At 40.5% G+C, this 14,035-nt stretch carries 6 protein-coding genes; all 6 read left to right on the plus strand.

What is annotated here, in order from left to right:
* Window positions 1-103 precede the first annotated feature (103 nt).
* The 6 genes from HMPREF9145_RS01065 to HMPREF9145_RS13340 all read left to right on the plus strand — a co-directional run bounded on the left by HMPREF9145_RS01065 (window position 104) and on the right by HMPREF9145_RS13340 (window position 14,016).
* Window positions 104-1,537, plus strand: coding sequence for a tetratricopeptide repeat protein (locus HMPREF9145_RS01065; RefSeq protein WP_036906261.1), 1,434 nt, complete (start codon window positions 104-106; stop codon window positions 1,535-1,537).
* A gap of 20 nt (window positions 1,538-1,557) precedes the next feature.
* Window positions 1,558-3,195 carry a DUF3575 domain-containing protein gene (locus tag HMPREF9145_RS13885; RefSeq protein WP_021824701.1) on the plus strand — a complete coding sequence of 546 codons (1,638 nt, stop codon included), beginning with the start codon at window positions 1,558-1,560 and terminating at the stop codon, window positions 3,193-3,195.
* A 17-nt stretch (window positions 3,196-3,212) separates the two neighbouring features.
* A complete protein-coding gene (locus HMPREF9145_RS01075; RefSeq protein ID WP_021824504.1) occupies window positions 3,213-3,770 on the plus strand; it encodes a DUF3575 domain-containing protein in 558 nt (185 codons plus the stop codon).
* A 20-nt stretch (window positions 3,771-3,790) separates the two neighbouring features.
* Window positions 3,791-6,199 (plus strand): OmpA family protein, encoded by a 2,409-nt coding sequence (locus HMPREF9145_RS01080; RefSeq protein ID WP_036906264.1) that lies wholly within the window; start codon window positions 3,791-3,793, stop codon window positions 6,197-6,199.
* Between the two features lie 21 nt (window positions 6,200-6,220).
* Window positions 6,221-11,689 (plus strand): porin family protein, encoded by a 5,469-nt coding sequence (locus HMPREF9145_RS13890; protein WP_231369734.1) that lies wholly within the window; start codon window positions 6,221-6,223, stop codon window positions 11,687-11,689.
* Between the two features lie 848 nt (window positions 11,690-12,537).
* Window positions 12,538-14,016, plus strand: a complete 1,479-nt coding sequence (locus HMPREF9145_RS13340) for a PF13149 family protein (protein ID WP_021824756.1) — start codon at window positions 12,538-12,540, stop codon at window positions 14,014-14,016.
* Window positions 14,017-14,035 lie beyond the last annotated feature (19 nt).

The raw sequence follows: 14,035 nt of genomic DNA on the forward strand, positions 1-14,035 counted from the left end.
GTTTATTTGCAAAAAAAATATGTTAACTTTGCAGCGATTTATATATAAAATCAAAACAAAGAATTCTTTTATTGTGTTGTGTAACACAGTTAATTCTATAACTATGTGTAAAATTAAATTATTAGGTGTTATTCTTTGGGTAGCAATCTCATCTTCTTTCGCTCAAAATCCAATGCAAAAAGGGAATATTGAAGAAATGGTAAAGTTGATAGAGACGAATTCAGACTTGGCTCAATCATATGCAGCAAGTGCAATCAAATCGGATAAGAAAAATACAGATATGATTGCAGCTATCGGTTCAGCATATTTGCAGGCTGGAAAAATTGATGAGGCAGAGAAATATTTTAACAAGGCAAAGCAATGTTACAAGATTACTGTACAATCAATTATTCTTGGTGGGGATATTGCGCAAGCAAAAGGACAAACCGATTCTGCTAAATATTATTATAATCGTGCCATGTATTTCGATCGCCATGACCCGGAAGCTTATTTCAAATATGCTGAACTCGTGAAGCTCACCGATATGCCAGAGGCTATACGTAAACTGGAATTCATTAAGCAGTTGCGTCCAGATATTTCTATTGATGGGCGGATAGGTGATCTCTATTATGGAGCACAACAATATGATGCAGCCATTGCATCGTTTGAAAAGCAAGACATAAGCAAGTTGCCTGAAAAAGAATTGGTTCACTATGCGCAGTCTGTGCTTCTCTCTGGAAATTACGAGAAGGCGCTTGATATCGCAACAAAGGGAAGTGAGGTGTATCAACATAATACAGACCTTGTGCGTTTGATGCTGTATTGTAATACCGATTTGGAGCATTTCGATACGGCTTTGGAGAATGCAAAGGAATTGATGGATATGAATACCGATTCTGCCAAGATACGCTATACCGACTATTTATATTATGGTTATGTGCTCAATGGCTTGAAGCGTACACCGGAAGCAATTCAGAAGTTTGAACAAGCGCGTGCATTAGCAAAAGATGTTCCGAGAATAGATAAAGACATTGCTAATGCCTATGCGAAGATTGGCGACTACGACAACGCAATTAAATATACACGTGATGATTTAGCAAATATAAAAGATTCTTCTTACGATCGTTCACGCGATTTGTTCCAATTGGGCTTACTCTATTGGCGTAAGGCGACGGACAATCAAAATGACAATCAGATGAGTGAGGACTGCCTCAAATCCTTGAAGCAAGCTGAGAATGTCTTTGCAGAAGTGGCGCGGCTAAAGCCCGATAGCTATGTGGGTTATTATTGGAGAGCGAAGGCTAATGCACTGATGGACCCTAAGTGTGCACGTGGATTGGCCAAGCCTTACTATCAACAGGCAGCAGAATTGCTTGAGAAAAATAATGGTGATAAAGACTATCTGATAGAGTGTTATAAGCAACTTTCCTATTATTACTACACCAAGAAGGTGATGGCTCAAGCGGTGAGTTATGCAGAGAAAATTGCTAAATTGGATCCTGAAGATAGTTATGCAAAGCAATTGTTGGGTATGCAAAGTACGGAAAAAGTAAAGTGATAACGATTTTATAGATAGTTATGAATCATTCTAAAGTATGTAGATGGGCAGTGTGCCTGTTGGTGCAGATTTGTTTTGTAGCATCAGCAAGTGCACAACAGCTGTACTACAACAAGGTAGATACGCTGACATTCGGGCAAAGATTCAACATCAGAACCAATACCGTGGATTGGCTGGCCTTGACTCCGAATGTAGGAGTAGAATTTACGTTAGGTAACAAGAACTGGAGTAAATGGACAGTCGGTGTGCAGGGACGCTTGAATTGGAAGGAACAAAGCAAGGAAACGCCTTATCATGTTTATGATTTGTATGATGGTCGGGTGCAATTGAGAAAGTATTGGCATGGCAAGAAGCCCACAAGTGTGTTTTATTGGGGTGTCTATGCAGGTGCAAATAATTTCGATATCAAACTCAATGCTATAGGACGCAAAGGTAATTCACTCTTTGGAGGGTTGATGTTTGGTTATGTTCATCAGCTCTATGGTTATATGAATGGTAGTCGCCTTGACCTTGATTTAGGCTTGAATGGTGGTGTTGTGTTTGCAAAATTCAAGGAATATGAGCGTGTCCTCAATGGCAATCGTTATGAATATGTAACAACAAAGCCTGAGAATGACTATAAACTGACATTCCAGCCATTGATTTATGCCGCATCTACGGATGTGATTCGTGCTTCACTGATTTATCATTTTGGTCCAAAAGTGGCTAATAAGTATAAGAAGCGCATTATGGTGGATAATGATTACCGTATAGCACAAGCTTCAATAAAGTTGCGTCGTGATAGTGTTAACGAGGCAAATCGTGTTGCACTAAAGATACGTCGTGATTCTTTACAGGAACTTGATTATGAGAAACGTTTTGAACAACAGCGCTTGGAAAATGAAAAACGTTATATCCAAGATTCTTTGAGAACTGTGAGAATTGCTGCTGAACAGGAGCGGAAGAAATTGAAACTCAAGAGCAAACTTGATAGTAAGTCTTCTTCTCAGGATGATTCTGTCTCAGTTACAGATTCTGTTATGCCCGCTTTATCTGCAGATACATCTAATGTGGTTCTTACGAATGATACTATAAATACATCCTTGGTTTCAGATTCGACAGAGACTTCGGTTCCTGTTGACTCGGTGGGAGGAACTACAACTGTTGATACAACTAAAACAGTTGCACCGTCGAATACAACAGACAGCTCTGCTCCGATAAACAATGCCGATAAGGTTGTTTCTTCAAGTTCAGCAGGTAAGATTGCTCCTGAGGGAACGAATGAAAATAATTCGAAGAAGAAAAAGAAGCGTAATAAAAAGAAAAAATCATCTGCAGAAATAAAAGATACCTCTTTGCCTGCTAATATGGCTCAGCCTACACAGCTCCGGGATTCTGTAGCTGCAATACATCCTGCTGATACGATAAAAGAGGTCCATGAAGTCGATACAATAAGAACCATACATTCGGGCGATACGGTACATACTACGCAGCCGATTGACACATTGGGAATAGATTCTACTATACAAAAGAATGATACTGCTCATATAGCTTTACAGAAAGTAGTTGATAACAATCTACTAAAGAGTAGTCTTTTGTATTGTGGCATTATCGTGGATAGAACAGATCTGTTTATACCTCGATTACTTGGATTTTATAAAAAGAGAAAATACGCATAAGTAAGGCTATATAAGAAATGAAAAAGATATTTTTGATTTTCATCATGGCTTTGGGAACATGCATTGCCCATGCACAAAAGCTGAGTGTTAACACCGACTTAATGATGTTGGCGACACAGACCTATAACTTTGGTGCAGAGATGACTATTGGTAACCGCTCAACCTTAGGACTGACGGTCTTTGGTAATCATAATCCCTATATCCATGACAATATGAAGGTGTTTGGTGTACAGCCAGAGTATCGTTATTATTTTGGTGGTCGTCCGCTTTATCATCACTATGTAGGTGTGGGCCTTTTGGCTGCCGATTATAACGTTATTCATAAAGGTGTGCGTTATGACGGTTATGCTTTGGGAGCAGGACTTACTTTCGGTTATGTTTTTGCTTTGTCTAACAAATGGTCAATTGATGCGCATGCGGGAGTGGGACTTGTAGGGACAAGTCACACGAAAACGCACATGGATGGGCAGTTGATAGAACTCAACGATGGTTCAGGTTTGACAAAAGACGGATTTAAGTCATTGCACATTTTGCCAACAAAGATAGGTATCTCTCTTTCTTATACAATATGGTAATAAATATAATGAATTGTAAAATGAAAGCATTTATCAAATACATATATATTCTGATGTTTACCTTCCTGTTTGCTGTTGAAGGGCATGCACAGGTGATACATATCACGGGTAATGTGTCGAAGTCGATGCGTACTTTGGATAGTAAAAAAAATGGGAAGGAACCCTTGTCTGTTCCTGTCTATATCTTTGATAATAAGAAAGAGGCACGTGCACAAGCCAATCTTTATCGTACGAAGAGTCAAGAGCTTGGGGGGGTGGTCAATATCAAGAGTAGTGATGTGGTAACTCCTGACTATGAAGGCCATTTTGAAGCTGATGTGTCTGCAAATGGCGCTTTGCTTGTGACGAATGGCGGGCAGGTGAAACTTGTTGAGATCAAAGGCACACAATTGAATTACGATATAGTGTTTGCCTCAGGCGCAGATGATGCTATTATGCTGCAAGGTACCAGTGTCTATGCAAAGCGTAAAGGAGTAAATTTCGTAGAGCAGGCTCCGTTAGATGATGGACCAAATTTACATTGGAATGTTTCTATTGGTCTACCCGAAGAGTATACTACTAAGCATTCACGTTTGATTTTCCAGCCGGCAGCTTTAGATATTGAATCTAAGGACACGGTGCAATACTTGGAACCTGTAGTGTTGGAAGGTTTTCAATATCATAACAATCAAATTCGTCGTAAGAGTTATGATTATAATAGGAATGATTCTCTTCATTCTTTTTATAGGTATAACCCGGTTTTAAGTACTCAACCAGTAAAAATGGATTGGGAGATAACTTATCCTAAGCCTGATCCTGATAAGAGTTATAAATGGGTGGGAACTTTAAGTCTCGAAGATTATACACATGTTTATTATAAGGAGTTAAAGGAGGGAACTTCAAATAGCCGAAAGCCATGGAAAATGTTAGATTTGAATACGGCAAAGGTTGACATGGATCTTGGCCCTCGTTTTTTTGAACAAGTTAGAGCTCGTTTACAGGAAGTCCCGAGAGAGTTGCAATTATATTTTATTGTAGCTCGAGACGAACTTACTCCAGATACAATAAACAGACAGACACTTGACATGTTGGTTCGTGAACTACGTTCGTACGGCCGTTCTCTTGTTAGTTTTACTATCCAGGGTGGTGCTTCCCCAGAAGGTGGCTATCAGTTTAATAAGGATTTGGCTGCTCGTCGTGCACGTAGAGTCTTGAATATTGTAGGGTCGCAAATCAATACCGCGAATTTGATTATCAAGGCTCCTCGTGTTTTCACATGGGATGATGTTGCAGATTCTCTACTTGCTCATGGACAGAAAAGTGAAGCTGATGAACTGCGGAAGTATGGTCAGGCAGGAGACAAAGCGGGCCTTGGTCGTATGATGATTAGTAATCCTCTTGTTCAACGCATTATGGAGAACCAGCGTAAGATTAGGAGTACATATACTATTCGTAGGAACAAAATCCTTGATCCTGTTGAAACGGTCTGGACTTATTATAATGATCCACGTTATGTAGAGAATGGGCCGGAAGTGTTCTCAAATGGTGACTATTACAATTTATTGAAACAAATCAAGGATTCAGCTGAAGTTCGAAAACTTGTCTTCCGTGCTTATCGTCAGAATATGGTACGAAAAACTGCAAAGTATAGTCCGTTTGCAGCTTATATTGCCAATCGTGTGGCTTGCTATATGCTCGATGCTGACTCTGTAAATCTTAGTGTGTTATCACCTTTTGTTGATATGCAGGCTGGTATAGAAGTTTCACGACCAATAGCTTTTGATAATTCCTATAATTATACTGTCAACTATAAGGAAATTGTTGCCAACCAAGCATTGATGTATTTGCGTAAGCGTAAAATGGGAGAGGCTGCATTCTTGGCTAATAAGTTGCCCGATACAGGGAAGTTCCATGAGTTGAAAATGATAATAGATTTGCAAACATTGTTCTTCAAGCAGAATAAAACTGCAGCAGAAGAAGAACGGGCACAGAAGGCTCTTGACTATGTGATGCAGACCAATCCTGTCAACCGGGCTGTTTTGAGTACAGAATTGGCTCCCGAATTGGGATATACCTATAAGCAGGTTGAGCCTTTGATTGATTCTCTGCCCGATAATCTTGCGAAGAAATGGTATCTCAAGGGTGTTATTACAGCGAATGATCCAGATATGGAGAATGCCACCATGACGGATTTGATAAATAAGTATGGTGCAGATTTGGCTTTGAAGCTTCAGGCTATAGATTGTCCAGATTTCTTGGCTTACTTTCAGCATAGCTTTGATTTGGAACCTTCATTCAAAAAGTATTATGCAACTGATGCAAGTGTAAATGATGATTTACGCAAACGTTATCCTTATAAAGAAGAAGATATTCCTGTATATAGGAAGCGTTTCAAGTATATTACGCAGTCTGTTAATGACGATGATAAGAAGGCTGAGGAAGCCAAATAAAAAGATAAAACAGAAAGAAAGATGAAAAGAATATTTTTGTTACTGTTATCTGTATTAACATATATGGTGTGTAGTGGAGCTATATTATGTCCTGCTACAAGGGTAACAACACACCTTTCTGCATGTCACGATGTGCAGGAACCTGATACAGTGGCACGCGATTTGAGTGACTTGGAAGCAGCAATGCCTGATTCTATCATAGCCCAAAAGCAGGATACAGCGTATTATGGTGCTCCTCGGCAAAAGAATTTCAATGCGTTAAATTATGTATTAGATGGTCGTCATCGCTTCAAAGGCGATAGCTATGTACCTACACCTTTCTGGGGAAATGCCTTTATTAATGTAGGTGCTGGTATTAGTGGATTCTATTCCAACACTAAAGCTGCATCTTTTACGCCAACCTTTAGTTTCCGTCTTGCTGCAGGAAAAACAGTTAGTCCAATGGTTTCTTTCCGTTTAGGATTAGAGAAATCGTGGGCTTATTCACATGCTTCATCTACGGTTTTCAATACCAACCAGTTTAATTCCTATGGTGGTTATGTAGATTTCATTTATAATTTCAGCAATTACCTCATGGGGTATCGGCCAGAGCGTCCTTTCAGTGTCTCTGGGATTTTGGGCTTTGGTGTACAGACGGCTAATCTCCATTCTTGGAATAATCCTGATATGACCTCTGTCGGTGCGAGTACTTCGGGTACAGCTGTTGATGGTCATGTTGGTGTTCAGTTTAAGTTCTTTGCCAGTCCTTATGCTTCTGTAGCTTTAGAACCTTATTTTAAGGTGGCAACAAAGAAACTTAATCTGCTGGATAACCCTGGTTATAGTGATCCTGATTTCAGTTATGGCGTAAATTTCGCTTATCAATGGAATTTTGCGAAGCAGCTTTCAGATTTAGCACATGTTGGTGTGTTTTGGAAGCGATTTGATAATCATCAGCGTTATCTCCTTGATAATGGTCAGTTGAAGCATCTTCGTTATCCGATGTTTTTCGACTATAGCTTCGGCCCGATGTATGTGGGAAAATCTGATCATCTGAATTGGCGTAATACGCGTGGCTTTGATGCCTTGGCAGCTGTTGGTTGGTGGTTAGCTCCTGCAGCTGGTATTCGTACTGGTATTCATGTCACAAATGGCGATTGGAGTGCTAACTCTTTTGGTAGTAATCCAGCTAAGCTCCTTATCGGTACACGTGGAGTGAATTTCGATTTTCTTTTTAATCCGTTTGGCTTTAAACGACAATATAATTGGGATACACCATTTGGAATGAATCTCCTTGCCGGTTATGAGTTTGGAGCTATGAAGAAGGCTATGATAGGTTTAGGTAGCTCATACGAAGGTAATTATTCAGCATTTCGTTTGGGTGGGCAGTTTTGGATGAAGCTTACCAATGATCTCCGACTTACCTTAGAGCCTACTTATATGCAGACCGAGCATTACGATGGCAATCTTGACCGCGAGCGTTATGATGAATATGCTGTTAAAATGGGTCTTTCGTTGTTGTTCCGGGATAAGGCTATTCGTAATTATCAAGATGTCGCTGAGGATTCGGTGCAAAATATACCGCAGCGTGGTTTCTTCCTTGGTTTAGGTCTTGGTTGGAATAATACGGTATGGGATTGGCGCTTTACTGGTTATCAGCATGATTTTCTTAAGAATACGACTCTTTTTGGTGGTTATCACTTTAATGCCATTCATGGTGTACGCTTACAAGGAGAATGGATGAAAGAGGCTCAAGCTTTCTTTAATGGGGTCGGCAATAGTATAGGTAAGTTTAATTATAATAATTTCCTTCTTTCTACAGATTATCAGATAAACTTATTCAATGCAATGGCTGGCTATGATCCACTCCGCCGTTGGAATGTTTATGTGTATGCCGGTCCTACACTTTTGTTGGGTGATGGCGGAGCTGCTTTTGCTGCAAATGCAGGAGGAATGCTTACATATAATTTATCGCGTGATCTGTCCCTCTTCTATAGCCATACTGTATATCGTATGCCTAAGGATCGTTATCCACATCATATGGTGTATTCTCGTGACGGAATATTCTCAAATAATTTGAATGTTGGTGTTATTTATAACATTAATCATGATAATAATATTTTTGAAGCAGCCTTGCAGCATCGTTTCTTCTTTGAATATGCTTTTGCTCCCAGTTACCTTGGTCGCACCTCACTAAGTCTTCGCGATACACGTGGTTTTGATGCAAATGCATCTGTCGGGTGGTGGTTCTCTTCTGCTTTTGCTTTGAGAGCGGGTGTTCATGTGACGAATGCTGATTGGCAGCACAGTATTTATGCTAATGAACCTACGAAATTATTACTTGGAACTCGAGGCTTGGCAACCGATCTTCTTATAAATCCTTTTGGTTTTGTTAAAGACTATAACTGGGAGCAGCCTTTTGGTTTCAATCTTGTTGGTGGATACGAGTTCGGACATGCAAAACGGACAGTTGCCTCTTTTACAGGTTCTTATGAAGGAAATTATGCCGCCTATCGTGCTGGAGTTCAGCTATGGGCACGCCTTGCTAATGGTCTTCGTTTCACTCTTGAACCAATGTACTCTGCAGTTCGTCAGAAAGGTTTGAATGGTTATAATTATAATGAGTATGCACTCAAAGCGGGTGTAGCTGTCACATTTAAGCGTCAGCAGGAACGTAATTATCCGGACGTCCCTGAAGACTCAGTCCGTAATATAACAGAGAGCGGCTTCTTCTTAGGTTTGGGCGCAGGTTGGAGTAACACGGTTTGGGATTGGCGTTTCACCGGACACCAACATGGAGTATTAAAGAACTCAACCCTTTTTGGAGGTTATCATTTCAATGAATTGCATGGAGTCCGTTTGCAAGGGGAATGGATGCGCGAGAAGATTGCATACCCTGGTGCTGTAAGTCTTACGGATTTGAAGTTTAACAACTACCTTGTCTCTCTTGATTATCAGTTTAATCTTTACAATGCTATGGCAGGGTATAATCCTGCATGTCGTTGGAATGCTTATCTCTATGGTGGCCCGACTCTTGTCCTTGGTGATGGTGGTACAAAAATGGCAGCTAATTTTGGTGGTATGATTACCTACAATATAACGCCACAAGTGTCGCTTTTCTATAGCCATACAGTTTATCGTATGGGTAAGCATCATTACCCAACAAGTCTGGTTTATACTCGGGATGGGACTTTCACCAATAACTTGAATGTTGGTCTGATTTATGATTTTGATCGTAATAATAATATTTTTGAGGCAGCTTCACAACGTCGTCTCTTTTTTGAATATGGTTTTGGACCTGCTTATTTAGGACGTATACCATTGAGCATGCGTAATTCTCGTGGTTTTGATGCGAACGCTTCTGTCGGTTGGTGGTTCTCTTCAGCTTTTGCCCTTAGAGGAGGTATCCACGTCACCAATGCTGATTGGCAGTCAGATCAATATGATAATAATCCTACAAAGTTGTTGGTTGGAACTCGTGGAGTTACCGCTGACCTTATGGTTAATCCTTTTGGATTTGTAAAAGATTATAATTGGGAACAGCCTTTTGGTTTTAATCTTATTGGTGGTTATGAGTTCGGTCATGGTAAACGTACTCTGGCTTCATTTATAGGCTCTTATGAAGGAAATTATGATGCCTATCGTGCTGGCGTTCAGTTATGGGCACGCCTTGCTAACGGTCTCCGTTTAACACTCGAACCGATGTACTCATCCGTAAGACTTAAAGGTGTTAATGGTTACAACTACAACGAATATGCACTCAAGGCGGGCCTTGCTGTTCTCTTTAAACGTCAAGAAGAGCGTAATTATGCAGATGTTACAAACGATGAAGTTCAGAATACACCGAAGAAGGGATATTTCCTTGGTGTAGGCATGGGATGGAGCAACACTGTCTGGGATTGGCGTTTCTCTGGCCATCAACATGGTGTGATGAAGAATGCAACCATATTTGGTGGTTACCATTTCAATGAACTTCACGGAGTTCGTCTTCAAAGTGAGTGGATGCGAGAAAAGATTGCATTCCCTGGAACAAATAGTCTTACAGATTTGAAGCCAAACAACTATCTTCTTTCATTCGACTATCAGTTTAATCTGTATAATTATATGGCAGGTTATAACCCAATAAATCGTTGGAATGTTTATCTTTATGGTGGTCCGACACTTGTTATGGGAGATGGAGGTACGAAGTTGGCTGCGAATGTTGGTGGTATGATTACCTATAATTTGACTCATGATATGTCACTCTTCTATAGTCATACCGTTTATAGGATGAATAAACATCATTATCCCACGAGCCTTGTCTATACACGTGATGGAACTTATACCAATAACTTGAATATTGGTGTAATGTATTCTTTCGATGCATTCCGCAATTTCATCATTCGTGATGATGCTGAAGATCCGATACGTCGTCCATTCTTCTTCGAATATAGTTTTGGGCCGACTTTGATGGGCAAAACGCCGTTAAGTGGGTTTAAGACAACCGGTTTCGATTCGAAGTTCCTTGTGGGTTGTTGGGCTAATTCCGCTGTTGGTGTACGCAGTGGTGTACATGTAACTAATGCCAACTGGAATGAAGGGGCCTATGGCAACGACCGTATCACCTATCTTTTCGGTTCTCGTGGTGCCTTGTTTGATTTACTGATCAATCCTTTAGGTTTCGTTCATCAGTATAATTGGGATGCACCCTTTGGTTTCAATGTCTTTGCAGGTTATGAAATTGGCCATGCGAAGAAGACCAATGTCGGTTTTATCAATAGTTTCGAAGGTAATTATCATTCTTATCGTTTCGGTGGACAACTTTGGGCTAAACTGACCAATGATCTTCGTTTGACACTTGAGCCAACTTTCACACCAATCAAACTGTCTGCCGACGATGATAATCGTCACAACCAGTTCAGTCTCAATGTAGGGGTGTCTGTGTTGATGCGTAGTAAATATTATCGTCTTTATGACGAAAAAGTCTCTGACGAGCAGTACCATAATTTGCCTTTGCAAGGCTTCTTCGTAGGTGGTGGCTTAGGTTGGAACACTACTGTTTGGAGATGGAAGTTGACAGAACAAAAGAGTGATTTCTTAAAGAATGCAATGCTGTTTGCAGGTTATAATTTCTCAACTCTTCATGCTATTCGTTTACAGGGAGAGGGAATGCGCGAAAAGATCGTTCTTCCCGGGAACACGAATTCTACTGCTGAGCATTATAATAATTTCTTGCTGTCGCTTGACTATCAGCTCAATGCATTCAATGCCCTTGCAGGTTTTAATCCTGCACGTCGTTGGAATGTTTATCTCATTGCCGGTCCAAGTCTTGTCATGGGTAAGGGAGGACTGACGGGAGGCTTTAATGTCGGTGGTCAGGTCGGCTACAACATTAGTCGTAACTTCTCGGTATTCTTCAGCAATACGGTTTACCGCATGCCTAAAGGAAGATACCCTTACAGCTTACCTTTCACAACGAATGGTACGTTTACAAACAACCTTAACCTTGGAATAATGTATAATTTCAAGTAAGCTGTGACACGCACGAAGTCTATTTGTAGATTTCACTCCGTAATATAGACGAATAAGTCCACGTTGGTAGTTTTACTACTAATGTGGGCTTATCTGTTTTCTGCTCATTTTGATTTTAAGTTTCTTTCTTTTTGCTATTCTGATTTTTTTATATTAACTTTGCACCCAAAGTTAAGTGTGAGAATGTTTTTTGAAATAAATGATAATATGGCAGTGCTCGAACAAATATTTTTTTTATTTGTTTGTATTTTTTATGCTCTTTTATTTTGTCAATTCAAATATAACACACACACACTACATACCCTCTCTTTACCTCTAATATCAGCCAAAGTTTTGCGCGTGTAATTTATAAAGAGAGAGGCTGCAAGAAGTTTTTTGTTCTGGTAGCTTCAAATTGCATCCACGTATTTAAGATTATTCTTCTTTTTTCTTACTCCCGTATATATACGTGAGTATATAGACTCAACATCTTTAAGCAAAGGATTTTCTGTAATTCCTTTGCTTTCTATCTATTCATTTTGTACATGAAAACTATAATTAGGGATATACTTTCTCTGTATGATAGTATTATAACAAAACTTTCTAAATAAATTTATGAGCAAATGATGAACAAAAAATCAAAGCAGGAATACTTAAAGCCTGTCTCTTGAGCTTTAAGTATTGATGAAGACAACTATTTATTAGCTGCAAGTCCGGCAGTACAGCCTGGCGGTGGTGGCGTTCCAGGTCATCAAGGTGAAATCCACGTTATCGATAGTCAGGAAGAAGATGGAGGCGATGACGACAACTTGGAAGGCTAAATGAGATGAGAGCATAATTAAGGAAATATTCATAAAACAGGAAACAATATGAAGAAGAGCATTTTCCACAATGCACTTTCGCCATTATTGATGTGTAGTTTTATTTTGTCAGTCACTTCGTGTGCTGACGATGATTTGACATCTAATCAAAATAATGGTACTTTGGTACACTTCAATGTAAATAATGTACAGGAGAGTGCAATTAGCCGTGGTGCACAAACGCGTGGTGCCATTACCCCCGGCCTTGGCAGCAGTGATCTTGCAGGTAGGAAACTCGCTGCACGCTACAATCGTAATATTGATGTATGTCTGATTGAAACTACTGTCGAGGGTGTTAACCCCGTTAAGGCAGATACCCGCACACGTGCTAACATCATTACGGATGCTACGCTTGGTGATTTTTCTGCTTCGGGTATTTGTGGAGTAGGGCCTACGAGCATTCTTACTACTCCCGAGTGGTTTCATGCTGAGAAGACGAAAAAGACAGGTGAGCTCTATTCGCCCATTCTCTGGACATTCGCACAGCCCTATGCCCGCTTCTTTGCAGTTTATCCGAATGTAGAGAGCTACTCAAAGATGACAGTAAACAACACCGCTGCGTCAGGTAGTCCAAGTGTTGAGTTCGAGGTGGAAACTGATGTAATGAAAGAAGTAGACTTGATGACTGCTTGTTCTGGTAATGTGAGATATGCTACATTAGGTGTTCCGCCGGAGACAAACCTCAACTTTCGCCACGCTCTCACGGGTATCCGTTTTGCTGTAGGCCAGAACCTTTCTTGGAATAAGACAATTGACCGTGTAGAGTTGCAGGGTGTGTTGCTGAAAAGTAAGTATGTGCTTTCTAAGGAATTAGATGGTACAGGCGCAGCATGGGACCACACTGGCTATACCACGCGTGGTAACGCGGTTCTCTCTGGCGTTAGTGTGAGTACCAGCCAAAACCCTAATGTAATTATTATGGGTAAAAACGCTGATAACTACACGTTCTATATGATATCACAGGAACTCACCGGCCACGTGACAGCCTATGTCCATTTCACTGATGGAACCACAATAACAGTTCCACTTAAAGGAAAATGGAAAGCGGGGACAACACGTACTTATAAGATTAGTCAGATCACCTCATCTTGGCAATACACATTCAATGTAATGGGACCATGGCCTTCCCCCATGGTTTACAATGCTACCACATCTGCACCTTACAAAATCACGAGCTACCGTGAAGACCCTGCAACGCATGAGAAGCAGGCGGTGGCTTGGAAGATCGTCGGTTACGATGCAAACAAAGATAATAACTATTCTATGGAAGAGAAGCCGGATTGGTTAACCAACCTCAGCAAGGAAAGTGGCGATGGCGATCCTAATGCTGCAGAAGCCGGAGTTGCCACAGTACGTAAGGACGTAAAAGATCTCCTTGCCCTGCGTAACGAAGCACTTCAGAAAGCAACGCCTTTAGGAACCGCATCAGCACCTTATGATCTTTCTACAAAGGGAGGAAAGGTGAGTCGCAGTACAGCTAATTGTTAAGTTATTTCTGCGCCCGGTT

This window comes from Segatella salivae F0493, assembly GCF_000477535.1.
Taxonomy (GTDB): Bacteria; Bacteroidota; Bacteroidia; order Bacteroidales; family Bacteroidaceae; genus Prevotella; species Prevotella salivae.